The organism is Metabacillus bambusae, assembly GCF_017497975.1.
In the GTDB taxonomy this organism is placed as follows: Bacteria; Bacillota; Bacilli; order Bacillales; family Bacillaceae; genus Metabacillus; species Metabacillus bambusae.
Genome location: NZ_JAGDEL010000026.1, coordinates 1 through 16,019, shown reverse-complemented (window position 1 = coordinate 16,019; position 16,019 = coordinate 1). Strand labels below are relative to the sequence as shown.

Annotated in this window: 13 protein-coding genes and 1 other annotated feature; of the genes, 3 read left to right on the top strand and 10 right to left on the bottom strand. The window is 36.6% G+C overall.

The window, feature by feature from the left end; genetic code table 11:
* Positions 1 to 13: 13 nt before the first annotated feature.
* Entirely contained in the window at positions 14 to 1,333 is a 1,320-nt protein-coding gene (locus I7822_RS24255) for a bifunctional folylpolyglutamate synthase/dihydrofolate synthase (protein WP_207981651.1), read from the bottom strand.
* A 66-nt stretch (positions 1,334 to 1,399) separates the two neighbouring features.
* Positions 1,400 to 4,048: a valine--tRNA ligase gene (locus tag I7822_RS24250; protein ID WP_207981650.1), complete on the bottom strand. Its 2,649-nt coding sequence runs from the start codon at positions 4,046 to 4,048 to the stop codon at positions 1,400 to 1,402.
* A 286-nt stretch (positions 4,049 to 4,334) separates the two neighbouring features.
* Positions 4,335 to 4,574: a binding site (T-box leader), on the bottom strand.
* 236 nt (positions 4,575 to 4,810) lie between these two features.
* Between I7822_RS24250 and I7822_RS24245 the strand changes: the two genes are divergently transcribed.
* Positions 4,811 to 5,002, top strand: a complete 192-nt coding sequence (locus I7822_RS24245; RefSeq protein WP_207981649.1) for a YszA family small membrane protein — start codon at positions 4,811 to 4,813, stop codon at positions 5,000 to 5,002.
* Positions 5,003 to 5,270: 268 nt separating this feature from the next.
* Here the strand turns inward: I7822_RS24245 and ysxE are convergent, their stop codons facing one another.
* The 8 genes from ysxE to hemA all read right to left on the bottom strand — a co-directional run bounded on the left by ysxE (position 5,271) and on the right by hemA (position 14,445).
* Complete coding sequence (gene ysxE / locus I7822_RS24240; protein WP_207981648.1) at positions 5,271 to 6,299, bottom strand: spore coat protein YsxE; 1,029 nt, start codon at positions 6,297 to 6,299, stop codon at positions 5,271 to 5,273.
* Positions 6,300 to 6,742: 443 nt separating this feature from the next.
* Positions 6,743 to 7,912 carry a stage VI sporulation protein D gene (spoVID, locus tag I7822_RS24235; RefSeq protein ID WP_207981647.1) on the bottom strand — a complete coding sequence of 390 codons (1,170 nt, stop codon included), beginning with the start codon at positions 7,910 to 7,912 and terminating at the stop codon, positions 6,743 to 6,745.
* A gap of 202 nt (positions 7,913 to 8,114) precedes the next feature.
* Positions 8,115 to 9,401 carry a glutamate-1-semialdehyde 2,1-aminomutase gene (gene hemL, locus I7822_RS24230; protein ID WP_207981646.1) on the bottom strand — a complete coding sequence of 429 codons (1,287 nt, stop codon included), beginning with the start codon at positions 9,399 to 9,401 and terminating at the stop codon, positions 8,115 to 8,117.
* 46 nt (positions 9,402 to 9,447) lie between these two features.
* On the bottom strand, positions 9,448 to 10,431 hold the full coding sequence (gene hemB, locus I7822_RS24225; protein WP_207981645.1) for a porphobilinogen synthase: 984 nt from the start codon (positions 10,429 to 10,431) through the stop codon (positions 9,448 to 9,450).
* A gap of 13 nt (positions 10,432 to 10,444) precedes the next feature.
* Entirely contained in the window at positions 10,445 to 11,230 is a 786-nt protein-coding gene (locus tag I7822_RS24220; protein WP_207981644.1) for a uroporphyrinogen-III synthase, read from the bottom strand.
* The gene (gene hemC / locus I7822_RS24215; protein ID WP_207981643.1) at positions 11,230 to 12,162 is read right to left on the bottom strand and encodes a hydroxymethylbilane synthase; all 933 of its coding nucleotides are present in this window, start codon (positions 12,160 to 12,162) and stop codon (positions 11,230 to 11,232) included. Before hemC ends, I7822_RS24220 begins: the two co-directional genes overlap by 1 nt.
* 31 nt (positions 12,163 to 12,193) lie before the next feature.
* Entirely contained in the window at positions 12,194 to 13,024 is an 831-nt protein-coding gene (locus tag I7822_RS24210; protein ID WP_207981642.1) for a cytochrome C assembly family protein, read from the bottom strand.
* 62 nt (positions 13,025 to 13,086) lie between these two features.
* The gene (gene hemA / locus I7822_RS24205; protein ID WP_207981641.1) at positions 13,087 to 14,445 is read right to left on the bottom strand and encodes a glutamyl-tRNA reductase; all 1,359 of its coding nucleotides are present in this window, start codon (positions 14,443 to 14,445) and stop codon (positions 13,087 to 13,089) included.
* Between the two features lie 467 nt (positions 14,446 to 14,912).
* Between hemA and I7822_RS24200 the strand changes: the two genes are divergently transcribed.
* On the top strand, positions 14,913 to 15,401 hold the full coding sequence (locus I7822_RS24200) for a LiaI-LiaF-like domain-containing protein (protein WP_207981640.1): 489 nt from the start codon (positions 14,913 to 14,915) through the stop codon (positions 15,399 to 15,401).
* A gap of 89 nt (positions 15,402 to 15,490) precedes the next feature.
* Positions 15,491 to 16,000 (top strand): helix-turn-helix domain-containing protein, encoded by a 510-nt coding sequence (locus tag I7822_RS24195; RefSeq protein ID WP_207981639.1) that lies wholly within the window; start codon positions 15,491 to 15,493, stop codon positions 15,998 to 16,000.
* Positions 16,001 to 16,019 lie beyond the last annotated feature (19 nt).

Here is a 16,019-nt window from a genome sequence, read left to right as displayed (position 1 = left end):
AACCTCATACTTTTCACCTATAACGTCTATTTATTTCTCGACAATATTCTCGAATATGTGAAATGAAATATAATGATCCAGTAACTACTACTATATCTTCTTTTTGATCATGATAAGCTGTGAGGAGCTCGTCCAATTTGGACTGCCATGACTCTGAATATGTTTTTTCATTTAGCTTGCAAGCAGAATATAATTCATATCCTGTTGCTGCTCTTGGAAAATCAAACGATGTGAAATGCATAGATGTCGCAATGCTTGATAGACGGTTAATCATTTCAGCATACTCTTTATCTTTTAATGCACTATACAGAATGTGTATGTTCTTTCTGGGATAATGCCTTGATAAAGTTTCAATTAAGCTTTCAATTCCTTCTTGATTATGGGCTCCATCGATTATGACTTCTGGATTGCTATTTACAAGCTCAAATCGCCCTTTCCAAGCGGTTTTCTCCAGCCCTTTGCGAATTTGTTCCTCAGTCATTCTTACTTTGTTCATTTGTACCAAATAATCAATTGAAGAGAGGGCTAATGCTGCATTTTTTATTTGATGCTGACCCTTCATTGTAATGACCAAATCCTTAAAAGTATTGAATGGTGTCTGAATGGAAAACTTCTCACCATGATTGTAATGCTGTTTATTAATAATGTTAATTTCTTCTCCTAAAGTAAATAAATCTGCAGCATGAAGCTGTGCAGTTTCAGTAATTACGTGTAAGGCACTTTCGTTTTCTACTGCAGTCATAATTGGTACTCCATGTTTAATAATCCCAGCTTTTTCAGCAGCAATTTCAGCAATTGTTGACCCAAGTATATTCATATGATCATAGCCAATATTTGTAATTATTGACAATAGTGGTGAAACGATATTAGTTGAATCAAGTCGTCCACCTAGGCCTGTTTCAAGTAATAAAAAGTCTGGTTTATTGTATTTTCCAAAGTAAACAAACATCATCGTTGTGATGATTTCAAATTCAGTTGGTCCACCAAGATCTGTTTCCTCAATTTTTTCTACATATGGCTTTACTTCATTGACGAGTTCAAGCATTTCTTGATCAGAAATCGGAATACCATTTACACTGATTCGTTCATTAAAGGTTTCTATATATGGAGACGTGAAGCTCCCAACCTTATATCCAGCCTCTGTTAACATATGTAGCATATATGAAATGGTAGAGCCCTTACCATTTGTTCCAGCAACATGAATGATCGGAATGTTTTTTTCAGGATGATTTAATTCTGCTAAAAGCCATTCCATTCTTTTCAAGCCAGGCTTTACTCCAAATTTCAACCGACTATGAATCCAATTAACTGCTTCGCTATAATGCTCAAACATTTATGTACCTCCTTCAGGTATACAAAAACTCGGGTGAGCTTAAAATAACCACCCGAGTCATCATACTTATCCTCTTAACTCTTTAATTCTCGCTAAAACGATGTCACGTTTTTCAAGATAATCTTTTGCTTTTGCTTTTTCTTCTTCAATCACCTTTTCAGGAGCTTTCTTTAAGAAGCCTTCATTACCTAATTTCTTCTGCACGCGTTCTACTTCTTTATCAAGCTTTTCACGTTCTTTTTCTAAACGATTAATTTCCTCTTCGATATTAATTAAACCTTCAATAGGTAAAATGATCTCTGCACCAGTGACAACAGCTGTCATTGATTTTTCAGAAGACGCAAGATCAGTAGCAATTGTTAAAGTGCTTGTGTTACAGAAGCGCTCTACATATGCACGATTCGTTTCAAGTTGATTTAACACATCTTCGTCTTTTGCCTTTATTTGCATTTCAATTTGTTTACTCATAGGTGTATTTACTTCTGAGCGAATATTACGAACCGCTCGAATTACTTCAACTAATAGCTTCATCTCAGATGCTGCATGATTGTCGGTTAGCTCCTCGTTTACCGTAGGCCACGCTGCAACAGTAATTGATTCACCATTATGTGGTAATGATTGCCATATTTCTTCTGTAATAAATGGCATAAACGGATGTAATAATCTCATCGTGTTATCAAGTACATAGCCGAGAATTGAACGTGTTGTCTTTTTCGCTGCTTCATCTTCCCCGTATAAAGGAAGCTTTGCCATTTCAATATACCAATCACAGAAGTCATCCCAAATGAAGTTGTAAAGAAGTCTTCCAACTTCACCAAATTCATATTTATCAGCAAGCTTTGTAACATTTTCAATCGTTTCATTTAAGCGTGTTAAAATCCATTTATCTGCAACAGATTTTTCGCCTGTTAAATCAATTTCTTCATAAGTTAAGCCGTCCATATTCATTAACGCAAAACGTGAAGCATTCCAAATTTTGTTCGCAAAGTTCCAAGTCGATTCTACTTTTTCATAGCTAAAACGTAAATCCTGACCTGGTGAGCTTCCTGTTGATAAGAAGAAACGTAGTGAATCAGCACCATATTGATCAATAACTTCCATCGGGTCGACACCATTACCAAGTGACTTACTCATTTTACGACCTTGGTCATCACGTACTAAGCCATGAATTAAGACATCCTTAAACGGACGTTTGCCAGTGAATTCAAGACCTTGGAAAATCATTCTTGATACCCAGAAGAAAATAATATCATATCCTGTTACAAGAACATCTGTTGGATAGTAACGTTTGAAGTCAGCTGACTCTGTATCAGGCCAGCCCATTGTAGAGAACGGCCATAGCGCTGAACTGAACCATGTATCAAGGACATCATGATCTTGTTCCCAATTTTCAATATCTGCTGGTGGTTCCTGATTTACGTAAACTTCCCCTGTTTCTTTATGGTACCAAGCTGGAATTCGATGTCCCCACCAAAGCTGACGCGAAATACACCAATCACGAATATTTTCCATCCAGCGTAAGTATGTTTTTTCGAAACGATCTGGAACAAAGTTTACTTTTTCTTCATCTTCTTGTAGCTTTATTGCTTCATCAGCTAATGGCTGCATTTTAACAAACCACTGTGTTGAAAGATAAGGTTCAACAACTGCACCGCTTCTTTCACTATGTCCAACAGAATGCATATGCTCTTCAATTTTGAATAGAACTCCTTGATCTTGTAGGTCCTTCACAATGTTCTTTCTACATTCAAATCGATCTAAACCATTATAAATACCCGCTTTTGCATTCATAGTACCGTCTTCATTCATAACAAGAATTCGTTCTAAGTTATGGCGGTTACCAACTTCAAAGTCATTAGGGTCATGAGCAGGAGTTATTTTCACTGCTCCTGAACCGAAATCCATATCAACATAATCATCCCCGACAATTGGAATTTCCCGACCTACTATCGGTAATACAACTTTCTTCCCAATTAAATGCTTATAGCGCTCATCTTCAGGGTGAACTGCTACAGCGGTATCACCTAGCATCGTTTCAGGACGTGTTGTTGCAACTTCAATTGATCCAGAACCATCGGCTAACGGGTACCGCAGATGATAAAAGGCCCCTTGAACATCTTTATAAATAACTTCAATATCTGAAAGAGCTGTTTTTGTTTGTGGGTCCCAGTTAATAATATACTCACCACGGTAAATAAGCCCTTTATTATAAAGCGTAACAAATACCTCTCGTACAGCTTTTGATAGGCCTTCATCAAGTGTAAAACGCTCTCGTGAATAATCTAAGCCTAGGCCTACCTTTGCCCACTGCTCACGAATATGCTCCGCATACTCTTCCTTCCACTTCCAAGTTTCTTCAATAAATTTTTCACGACCTAAATCATAACGGGACTTTCCCTCTTCACGAAGCTTTGCTTCAACTTTTGCTTGCGTTGCGATCCCCGCATGATCCATTCCTGGAAGCCATAGAACATCATAGCCTTGCATTCTTTTCATACGAGTAACAATATCCTGTAGTGTTGTATCCCATGCATGACCTAAATGAAGTTTACCTGTAACATTTGGTGGTGGAATAACAATTGTATAAGGTTGCTTCGTTTCATCACCCGTTGCTTCAAAATATTTTCCCTCTAGCCAAAATGAATAGCGGTTTTTTTCGATTGTATTTGGATCATACTTTGTTGGTAATTCATGCTGGTGTTCATTGTTTCCCATTATGTTTCCTCCTAAATATAATTAAGTTTTTCATAACTTGTTGAAATGAAAACGTTATGTACAAAAGCGCAAACGCCTTGATCAGCCTCGGGCAAATAAGATGATTTAGAATAGAAGGCGCTCTTTGCCTTCAATTCTAAATTAGCTGTAGACCCAAGAGAGGCTAGGCGCTGGAGCTGGATGTCGTGCGCTTATCCACAGTTCAAGAATTTTATAATTTCCTAAACGAGTACAAATCACTTTTGGTGCCTTACCTTCATACAAAATAAAAACTCCTTCCATCCACTAAAAGGACGAAAGGAGAAAATTTTCGCGGTACCACCTTTTTTCATAGACTAAAAAGAAATACGTAAGCATAGTCTATGCACTCAAGATTTATAACGGTCTACACCGGCTTCTCCTACTCGATTCAAAGAAGCAACTCCTGGGCGACCTTCCAATTTATCTACGTAAGAAATCTTCCAGCAAATGATTTCTCTCTCTGTAACGAGATAGCAATTGTACTCTTCCCATTCAACGTTTATCGATTTATTATATTGATCTATTCTATATTACTAAAAAAATCTTTTTTTCGTCAATATCTTCACCATTTTTATCTGCTAATATACAGGCACATATCCCGATTGTTATGCATATTTTTATAGTACGTAGATTCCTGCAAGTATAAACACATATTTCGTTGTTAATTTTTCGTTCATTTTCCATAGAGAGAGATAAGAATTTACTTATTAGAGAAGGCATAAAACAAGGAGGAGTTGTGACATGAAGAGGCGGTATAATCCTTACACGCTCCCGCCATGGGTAAGACAGGTACGAGAAATTGGTATCCAAATTATTATTCCGTTAACAATTTTTCAAGGTATTCGAACAGTTTTCTTTCCAACATCCTTTGATGTACTTTTACTTGCTCTATTAATTTTGTTAGCTATTGCATTTCGTTATGATTGGATTTAAAGTCTTGATAGTTCCTTTGGATAAATTAATGATCTGTTAAACTTGGTTGTTTATTTCCGCTGCAGGCGGTAGCTTTCCAGTGCGGTCCGGAAGGCTCCCGCAGGAGTCTCACGCCTTACGCTACGCTCCAATCAACAAAGTCCAAAATCAACAGTGAGTTATAACAGAACCTAAATTAAAATACAGTTGCTATAGATTAATCTCCTATTTTTCTTTTTAAAAAAGAGGCTGACACAAAGTGTTAGCCTCTTTATACTACCACATCGTCCTAACTTGAAGATTCTTCTTGCATTTTCTTTTTCTCTTCAATTTCGGATATCTTCATCACGATGTATTCAATGTTTTTAAAATGCCAATAAGCCTTTAATAATTGCTTGTTTCTTACTAACTCAGATTGCCTTTTATCATTATGGACGTAGTTCTTAATGATACGACAAATTCGATCTGGATAGGCAAGATAGCTAAGAAATAACAGCATTTCTCCTTCTGTATAAGGATAGCTTTTCTGATACGTATAAAACCAATTTACACAGTCATTACATTGATTAGGATAAGTCTTTCCTGTATGATTCATGAACAATAGGAAATCATCAATCGGTGAAGCATATTTTGCACGTTCAAAATTCGTTAAGTACCCTGCGTTATTTTCATCATATAAAAAATGATGGGCCGAAATCTTTCCATGATTTAAAACTATTCGAGTCTTCTCCTTTTCTGCCATTTCCTCAGACCATTCTTTTAATTTCTTTTTGGAGAAATCGATCGCACGACTAACCTCAATAAAATAGGTTACTGCTTGTAATTCAAATGGTGAAAGATACAATCTTTGTTCACATTGATCAACAAATGTTTCATAATATACCTTTGTCTCTTCCCAATGCTTTGTGATCGCATCATAATGCTTTTCTACCTCTTGACCGTTCAGTTTAATTTCTTTTTCTGTACGGCTATGCAGTTTAGCGACTTCTTTGAATAAATATTGATGTCGTGCATCTATCTCATCGTCTGTTTCATTTGGCAGCCAAGGCATAAGATAAAAATATTCATTGCTATTTTGTGAAATGAATTGCTGGTGTCTGTTTTTCTTAATTGGTACATAATTAGTGTATCGTTGTTGGTCTAAGTGTGATAATAAGTCAGCAAAAGTAGGATTGAATTTTCTTGAAAGCTTTTTTAACACAAATGTTCCATTATTTGTGTAAATTTTTATTGCTTTACGACTAATTTCTTCTGTATATTCAGGCTGGATATCATAATTTCTTAATAATGGCTTTATTCCATCAACTTGTATCGCCAATGTAGATGACACCTCAAATCTTCTAACGAAATGCGCAAGTGCCTTGTTTTGCTCGTTTAGCATAGGACTTTTAACAAGTCTCTTTTCTAAGATATTGTTGCTTTTAAAACAATAACTAATTCAGGTTGATTGGAGCGGAAGTGCGAGACTCCTGCCGGAGCAGCGGGACAGGTGAGACCCCACAGGCGTTTACGCCGAGGAGGCTCACCGCCCGCCCCGCGGAAAGCGAGCATCTCTCGCTGCAATCAACCACACCGCTTTACTTGGTTAATAGTAACAAAGTTTGCCCGAAAACAGCCTTTCACAAAGACAAAACTGCTAGAGCTAGAAAAAAGTTCAAAAAATATTTACTAAAATCAACAGTGAGATTTAACAGAGCCTTTCAAAAAAACAGCTGAGGTAAATATCCCTCTGCTGTTTTTCAAAGCAATGCAAAATATCGATTATTTGCTCGTTGAATATGCAGGGATGTATAGAATTTGTCCTTCATAAACATCTTGATCTGCATGAAATTCATTTACGCGAAGAAGCTGTTGAACTGAAATTTCATATCGTTCACTAATAAGCTCAATTGTATCACCTTGCTGAACAATACACATTTTCAATTTAGAAAAATCCTCTTCTTCATCACGAGCGAAAAGACTTGTTAAATAATGGGCATCTTTAGGATCATTTTCTTCTCGTTCATTCTCTTCTTCTGCTTCCGCTTTGTTATTGACGTTTGCAAGACTTTCAGATTTAGAGAAGAAGGAATATTGTACCTCCTGTGGTTCAACAGGCTCCTCTTCCTGTTTCCTCACCTCAACAACAAATGGATCGTAAAGATCTTCTTGTTGATCTTGCTGATCTTCCTGAACCTCTTGGTTTTCACTGTCCACTTCGTCAATTTCTTCAAGGACTGGTGTAGAAACAACTTCAACTTCTTTTTCTTCCTCACTCACTTTTTCAACTTCACGACTAGGAGCCTCTGTTTTAACAGGTGATAATTTGTCCACGTCTTCTTCAACCGTATCAGATTCCTGATAATATGATGAGAAAGGATGTGCACCACTTTGTTCGAATGATGTAAATGTATCATCCTTATTAGCAAATGGTTGTGACTGTTGCCCTCTGTAAAGTGGTTCAAATACTTCTTCTTCAATTTCTTCCGGTCTTTCACTTACATCAGCAGCAGTAGGCTCGGTTTCTTCTTTTGAAATACCACTTATTGATAAGTCAGCAACAAGCTTTAAGCATTTCAGTTCTGGGAGTTCATAATCAAAAGATTCAATTGATACATAAACTTCATCTAAATCTTGGATTCGATTTCTAGGAATCGTGATATCAACTGGAAAACGGTGATTGATTATACTTACACCATCTTCTCGGGTAGAAATTTCATTTACATACCGTACATTTGCATATTCAAATTGATCCTGCACATTTGCTTCTGTATCTATTTTGTATTCACCCGTAAGTTGAAGTGCACCTCGAATTGAAATGTACTGATCATGCTCATGAATTGAGATATCAGGATCTAGAGAAATTGTTAAAAGTTCAGATACTTCCTGTCCTTTTTGAAACCAGACTGATTCTTCTACAGAAAAACGTAGTTGTTGTTGTTCCTGTGACAAAAATAATTCCTCCTTTCAAATAGCCTAACAAATTACTATGACATTACAGATGTATGTATGAAAGGAGGATAATATGTTTATTTTATTTATATTCTGGATATGAATTGAAATTTTTAGGACGAAGTGAGGTTGCTTTTCTATCTTTTGTTGGAATACTGAAAAAAGGGTCTAACACCTTAATTTGTGTTAAACCCTTCTCATTCTATTTCAACGCAGCAAATGCCTTTCTTGCTGCTTCAATTGTATAATCAATATCCTCATCACTATGAGCTGTTGATAAGAACAAGCCTTCAAATTGTGAAGGAGGTAGGAACACTCCTTCATTTGCCATACTTCTGTAGTAGCTTGCAAAATACTCGAGATTTGAGGTTTTTGCTTCTTCATAGTTTGTTACTTTTTCATTCGTAAAGAAGAAGCCAATCATAGACCCTGCACGATTAATCGTATGAGAAATTTCATATTCGTTTGCAGCCTTTGACAAACCATCTTCAAGACGATCAGCTTTACGCTTAAACTCTATATACGATTCCCTAGTCAGTAGCTTTAATGTTTCATAACCTGCTGTCATTGCAAGCGGGTTTCCTGATAATGTTCCTGCTTGGTAGATGGGACCGCTTGGTGCAATTTGCTGCATTATTTCAAGTTTACCGCCATAAGCACCTACAGGGAGTCCGCCGCCTATTACTTTCCCTAAGCATGTTATATCAGGTGTTACGCCAAAGTAGTCTTGTGCACAGCCGTAATCTACACGGAAGCCTGTCATCACTTCATCAAATATGAGAAGGGCACTATATTGTTCAGTCACCTCACGCAAGCCCTCTAAAAAGCCTGGCAGTGGTGGTACAACCCCCATATTTCCAGCAACTGGCTCAACGATGACGCCTGCAATATCTTCTCCAAATTGCTCAAATGCATAACGAACGCTTTCAAGATCATTATAAGGAACTGTAATTGTATTTTTAGCAACACCTTCTGGAACTCCTGGACTATCTGGTAATCCTAGTGTAGCCACTCCTGATCCTGCCTTTATTAATAATGAGTCACCATGTCCATGGTAGCAGCCCTCAAATTTTATTATTTTATTACGTCCTGTATATCCACGTGCTAAGCGTAATGCACTCATTGTAGCCTCAGTTCCAGAGCTAACCATTCGCACAATTTCAATTGATGGCACACGCTCTATCACAAGACTAGCTAATTCGTTTTCTATTAATGTTGGCGCCCCAAAGCTTGTCCCTGATTCAACAACCTTTTTAATAGCTTCTACAACTGTATCGTGTGAATGACCATGAATAAGTGGTCCCCATGATAATACATAATCGATGTATTCATTTCCATCAATATCAGTTATTTTAGAACCCTTACCATGTTCCATGAAAATTGGGTTCATTCCTACTGATTTAAAAGCTCGGACAGGACTATTTACTCCTCCTGGCATTAACGACTGTGCTTTTTGAAACGCTTGTTCACTTTTAACATAGCTTTTCATATGTATTCCCCTTTCTCACTCTCGTAATGATATAAAAGGTTTTTTCCTACTCTTCTTTTAACCAGCGAGCAACATCCTTTGCAAAGTAAGTGATAATTAAATCCACACCTGCACGCTTCATCCCTACTAAAGTTTCCATAACAATTGTTTTTTCATCAACCCAGCCGTTTAGAGCAGCTGCTTTAATCATTGAATATTCCCCACTAACATTATAAGCAACAATCGGAGCATTAAAGGTATTCTTGACATCGCGAATGATATCTAAATAAGCTAGGGCTGGTTTAACAATTAAGAAATCTGCTCCTTCCTCAAGATCAGACCCTGCTTCCCGTAATGCTTCCTCACGATTAGCAGGATCCATTTGATAGGTTTTACGATCACCAAATTGTGGAGCACTTTGAGCTGCATCACGGAATGGACCATAGTAAGCACTTGAATATTTTACTGCATAAGACATAATTGGAATATGTTCAAAGCCTGCCTCATCCAATCCATGGCGAATCGCTGCAACAAAACCGTCCATCATATTAGAAGGGGCAATGATATCAGCTCCTGCCTTAACTTGACTCACTGCAGTACGCGCTAATAAATCAAGTGATGGGTCATTAAGTACTTGACCATTTTCAACGATTCCACAATGGCCATGGTCTGTAAATTCACAAAGACAAGTATCAGCAACAACTATAAGATCTGGGTAAGCTTCTTTCACTTGTCTCGTTGCTAATTGAACAATGCCATGATCATGATACGCACCAGAACCTACTTCATCCTTATGATCTGAATCTGGAACCCCAAATAATATAATTGACTTGATTCCTAAAGAAACTACCTCTTCAATTTCCTCATTTAATAAATCCAATGAAATCTGGAAAACCCCTGGCATAGACGAGACTTCGTTTTTCTTCTTTTCTCCCTCAACAACAAAAATTGGGTAGATAAAATCCTCTACACGAAGATGATTTTCTCTTAACATAGCTCTCATATTTGCGCTGTTACGTAAGCGACGATGTCTTGCAAATTGAATATCCATTAGTAAATCCTCCTCATCTCTGTTCAAGCTCGATCATTAGCTTTACCATATCTTCAATTGTGTAAGTAGCCGGCATTATTCCTTCATACCCATATTCCTTTAATGTATCGTTCGTTATTGGCCCAATACAAACAAAGGTCACCTTCTTTAAGTTCTCATGTAGCTCATCTTGCTTTAATACGTTCATAAAGCTATCAACTGTTGAAGAGCTAGTAAATGTAATAAAGTCTAGTTTATCATTTTGAACATATTTTCTTAATTTTTCAGCTTCATTCATATTATGTATCGTTTCATAGACAACGAGATCTGTCACATTATAACCATTTCGTTTTAGCCCAGTTACCAGTACAGGGCGTGCAAGGTTTCCACGGATAACCAAAACTCTAGAATGAGCTGGAAGGTTTTTGGTTATACTTTCTGTCAGTTTTTCTGCGACATATTCCTCAGGAATAATCGAAACAGCTAACCCTAATTTTTCCATTTGCTTACTTGTTTTTCTACCAACAGATGCAGCAAGTAAATGATCTAACTTTTTATAAGAAATGTCCCATTTATCTAAATAGCTTTGAAAAAAAGTCACACCATTTGCACTTGTAAACACAATACAGTCATAGTTCTTGAGATTTTGAATTGTTGACTTAATCACTTGCTCATTTAAATCATTAGCTCTAATCTCCAAAAGCGGAGCAGTAATTGCTACTCCGCCTGCTGATTCAATTCTGTCAATAAACTCTTGCACTTGAGCCTGTGCCCTTGTTATTAATACTCGCTTGCCTTGTAAAGGAAGGCCTGCTGCCATTATTGATCAAGCTCCGCTTTGACTCGATCAATTAGGGCTTTCGCACCTTGCTCAGTTAAAATAGCTGATACGTCTTCACCTAATACGACAGGGTCTTTACCTGTAAGTTGCTGTTTATATACTTCTTTACCATTTGGTGACGCGATTAGACCAGTAAATGTAATCTCGTGATTTTCGTCAACTGTTGCAAATCCTGCAATTGGTACTTGACAGCCGCCCTCCATTTTCGTAAGAAAGGTTCTCTCTGCATTTACGGCTAATTGTGCTGCTTTATCTGTAAATTTTCCCAATAAGTCTAGTAATTCATGATCATTTTCACGACATTCAATTGCTAAAGCACCTTGTCCTACAGCAGGTAGGCAAACTTCAGGCTCTAAAAATTCAGTAACAACTTCCTTGCTCCAGCCCATTCGCGATAACCCCGCTGCAGCTAAAATAATCGCATCATACTCTTCTGTTTTAAGTTTTTCTAGACGTGTATCTATATTTCCTCTGATCCATTTAATTTCAAGGTCTGGTCGCTCGATTAACAGCTGTGCACTTCTTCTTAAGCTACTTGTACCGATCACTGATCCCTGCGGTAGCTCTGCAAGCTTTTTATGATCCTTCGAAATTAACACATCTCGATGATCCTCTCGCTTAGGAACACAGCCAATTGTTAAACCATCTGGCAATACTCCTGGCATATCCTTCATACTATGAACAGCCATGTCAATTTCACCATCGATCATTGCTTGCTCAATTTCCTTAACGAACAGTCCCTTCCCACCAACCTTTGACAAGGTAACATCTAATATCCGATCACCCTTTGTGACAATTTCCTTTACTTCAAATTCAAAAGGTAAACCAAAGGATTTTAGTTGATTTATCACCCAGTTCGTTTGTGTTAATGCCAGTTTACTTCGTCTTGAACCTACAACAATTTTACGCATGATATCCTCCTACTACATTCTACTGATGATTTTATGAATCCCAAAAATGGAATCTTGATAAGCTGCCGAATAAGAAAAAATTAATTAATAAGACAAGAAAGGAGGCAATATTCAATAATGCGACCGATTTCCCTTGCAATTCTTTAACAATTCTAATATATAAATAAACGCTATATGTGATTAACACCATAAAAGACCCAAGAACTTTTGCATCATACCAATGAAATTTTTCAACTTTAATGTAAGCCCAAATAATTCCTAATATAAGGCTTAATAACAGCATCGGTACACCAATGACATTTAATACATATGACATATAATCAAGTTTAGATAAATCTTCTAAGCGCAGAAGACGTTTTCCCCACTTCTTCTTTTTCAATAAATTATATTGAATCGTATATAAAATTGAAAAAACGAACGAAAGTGAAAAGGCACCATATGAAAGTATTGCCATTGTGATATGAATCAATAACAATTCAGAAACAAGCTTACTTGAAACCGCTGCCGACTCATATTGTGCTGGTGCAAAGGTATGTAATGCCATCATGATAAAGCCAATTACGTTTGTAAAAAATATAATAAACTCTGCTCGTAAAAATTTATTTAATGCTAGAGATAGAGTGACAAGTACCCATGTGTAAAAATATAATCCTTCAAACACATTCAATACCGGAAATCTTCCCGTTTCAAACATACGAGCAAATAAAAAAATTGTTTGCAAAAGCCAAACAATAGAAAGTAACCAGAAGGCAGCTTGTTTCGCCTTCCGGTTATTATTAAGAAAATCTATAAAATATAAAAGTACACATAATGCATAAAGAATAATGGTTACTTCATTGATTCTAGTTAAACTCATCTCCATACAAAAAACTCCTATGACGTACTGACGCCAACAACTATAATAAAGGAATAATTACATCACACTTACGATTGCAGTGAAGCTCGAAGATCTGGCATTTGCTCATTTGAAAGATTTAATTGCTTTTCAGCTCTCTCTTTTTGCACTTGCTCCTCAACAGCATCTTCAATGTTAAATATTTTCATAAATAACTCTAATGACTCCTGAGCATTTGCATCAGTTGAAAGTTCCTTCACTTTCACAATGGGATCTCTTAGTAATTGATTAATAATACTTTTCGTATGTTTGCTAAGTACCTTTCTCTCACGATCAGTTAAATCAGGCATTTTCCGCTCAATACTTTGCATTGTCTCAGCTTGAATCGTTAACGCTTTTTGACGAAGCGCAGAGATAACAGGTACAACACCTAGTGTGTTAATCCATTGCTTAAATTGAACAATTTCAGCTTCAATCATTAGCTCAATTTTCTCTGCAGCAACTTTTCGTTCCTGTAGGTTCGCCTCAACGATTCCTTGCAAGTCATCGATATCATATAAAAACACACCATCTAATTCAGCAAGCTTTGGATCTAAATCACGAGGAACTGCGATATCAACCATAAATAAAGGTCGACCCTTTCTTAGCTTTTCAACTTGTGACATCATTTCCTTCGAAATTACAAAATCCTTTGCTCCAGTTGAGCTAATTAGAATATCTGCTTCAACTAATCCACATTGTAGCTCATTGATCCCTTTAGCTTTCCCATTGAAACGATTAGCTAGCTCTTCAGCTTTTTGCAACGTTCTATTCATAACAGTAACTTTCCCTACGCCATTCCCGTGTAAGTTTTGCACTGCAAGCTCGCCCATTTTTCCGGCACCTAAAATAAGCACATGCTTCGTTTTTAAGTCCCCAAAGATCTTTTTCGCTAATTCTACTGCAGCATAACTAACTGAAACAGCATTAGCACCAATATCTGTTTCAGAATGGGAGCGCTTTGCTAGTGTAATAACCTGTTTAAATAGTTGATTGAAGATAGTACCTATTGAGTCGTTTTCTTGTGCAAGCAAAAAGCTAGAGCGAACCTGTCCTAGAATTTGTGTTTCTCCAAGTATCATCGAGTCTAATCCACACGCAACTTTATATAAGTGCTCTAATGCACCATCTTGTTCAAATATGGTTAAGTACGGTGTAATCTCATCTTTATCTATACCGAACCAATCTGCTAAAAACGCTTTTATATAATAACGTCCTGTGTGCAATTGGTCGACAACCGCATAAATCTCTGTTCGATTACATGTTGATACAATTACGTTTTCTAAAATACTTTTTTGGTCTTTTAACTGTTTCATCGCATCAGAAAGCTCGTTCGGTTGAAAAGTAAGCCTTTCGCGAATTTCAACAGGGGCTGTTTTATAATTTAAGCCGACAACAAGTATATGCATTTCCCTTTACACCCCCACATGCAAAGATCTCTTTAGTTATAGTATACCACTCACATTTTTCATTCACGCAGATAAAATGTGAACAGTATTTGAATCCTATGATATGATTAGAAAAACTAAGACTTATGATCATGTCTCATGACGAAGCCTTACATTTTATTATCCTATCATCCATAATGCTATGATTTATGATAGGATAATTAAGATTTATTAATTGTACTGCTAAGTTAATTAAAAGTAAATTTATTAGTCATAAAATATGACAGGATATCTACACAATTTGACATGATCCCTCATGCTCTCCACTCAGTACAATAACAAATATTAAGCTGCTAATCAAGTTATCAGTTTGTTAACTTAGTCAATTAATATTGACATTTGTCCTCTGACTTCGAGAAGAGGATTCACGTAATAAAAGATACAAACAAAGTATCATACAGAAATCATTATATTAAGAGGTGTTCCTTATGAAAAAAATATCTTTATTACCTGGAATTATCTTACTAGGGATTGGCACTTTTTATTCTATCCAAAAATTAAATATTCATTTATTTGAAAATCAAACGAGTTGGCAAGCCTTACTGATTCTATTAGGAACTGCTTACTTAATTAGTGGACATTTTGAAAAAGACAATACAGCTATCCTACCTGGTATCATTTTAGCCGGGCTTGGCATTCACTTTATCTATCAACCTAAGTTCCCTTCCTGGCCAGACCATGCAGCTGCATTTCTTTTTATATTAGCCTTAGGAATGCTACTTACTGCTATTAAAACTAAATCAGGCTATGCTCAAGGAATAGTATTACTTTTGATTGGATTATTTCTTCATTTTTTTCAAAAGATCATCCACTCTTTCTCTGTCGTTGAAAATGGTGTTCAGCTTATTGAAACCTATTGGTCATTTTTATTGATTTTAATAGGAGCATTCCTAGTTTTTTTCAAAAGAAAAAAATAATAAACTTATATCCACACAAAAAGAGGCTGAACAATTGAACTGCACCCCAAATGTTAGACACAACTAACATTTGGAGGTGTAGTTTTTTTATGACAAAGTATTCACTTGAAACAAAAATTTCATCAGTAGAGCACTACATGAAGGGTACTAGCTCTTTTAAAGATACAGCGAATCTCTTTGGTGTTACTTTGACGGCTTTAAAAACTTGGGTAGCACAGTATAAAGAACAAGGTACGGAAGGATTAACTTCAAGGTATACAAACTATGATATTCGCTTTAAAATGGACGTAATTAGTTATATGAACGATACAGGAGCGTCCTATTTAGAAGCAGCTGCGAAATTCAATATTCCTTCCCCTCAAACAGTTTGGAAGTGGAAATATCTCGTAGAAACAAGAGGATTCGACGCTCTTCAACCGAAAAAGAAGGGGCGTCCATCCATGAAAAAAGAATCTAGGAAAAATCATCCAATAGAAGGATCAGAAGAAGCGTTACGAGCTGAAAATGAGCGATTACGTATGGAGAATGCGTATTTAAAAAAGTTACAAGCCTTAATTCAAGCAAAGGCAAAGTCTCAGAAAAAGACAAAGCCCAAGTAATCTATGAATTAAGGCATGA

What these genes read in the sequence shown, in the direction of transcription:
- I7822_RS24210 (WP_207981642.1), bottom strand. Translation starts at nt 13,024, where the DNA reads ATGGAGATGAGTTTAACTAGAATCAATGAAGTAACCATTATTCTTTAT.
- hemB (WP_207981645.1), bottom strand. Translation starts at nt 10,431, where the DNA reads ATGGATATTCAATTTGCAAGACATCGTCGCTTACGTAACAGCGCAAAT.
- hemC (WP_207981643.1), bottom strand. Translation starts at nt 12,162, where the DNA reads ATGCGTAAAATTGTTGTAGGTTCAAGACGAAGTAAACTGGCATTAACA.
- I7822_RS24255 (WP_207981651.1), bottom strand. Translation starts at nt 1,333, where the DNA reads ATGTTTGAGCATTATAGCGAAGCAGTTAATTGGATTCATAGTCGGTTG.
- I7822_RS24195 (WP_207981639.1), top strand. Translation starts at nt 15,491, where the DNA reads ATGACAAAGTATTCACTTGAAACAAAAATTTCATCAGTAGAGCACTAC.
- I7822_RS24245 (WP_207981649.1), top strand. Translation starts at nt 4,811, where the DNA reads ATGAAGAGGCGGTATAATCCTTACACGCTCCCGCCATGGGTAAGACAG.
- hemA (WP_207981641.1), bottom strand. Translation starts at nt 14,445, where the DNA reads ATGCATATACTTGTTGTCGGCTTAAATTATAAAACAGCCCCTGTTGAA.
- I7822_RS24200 (WP_207981640.1), top strand. Translation starts at nt 14,913, where the DNA reads ATGAAAAAAATATCTTTATTACCTGGAATTATCTTACTAGGGATTGGC.
- I7822_RS24220 (WP_207981644.1), bottom strand. Translation starts at nt 11,230, where the DNA reads ATGGCAGCAGGCCTTCCTTTACAAGGCAAGCGAGTATTAATAACAAGG.
- hemL (WP_207981646.1), bottom strand. Translation starts at nt 9,401, where the DNA reads ATGAAAAGCTATGTTAAAAGTGAACAAGCGTTTCAAAAAGCACAGTCG.
- I7822_RS24250 (WP_207981650.1), bottom strand. Translation starts at nt 4,048, where the DNA reads ATGGGAAACAATGAACACCAGCATGAATTACCAACAAAGTATGATCCA.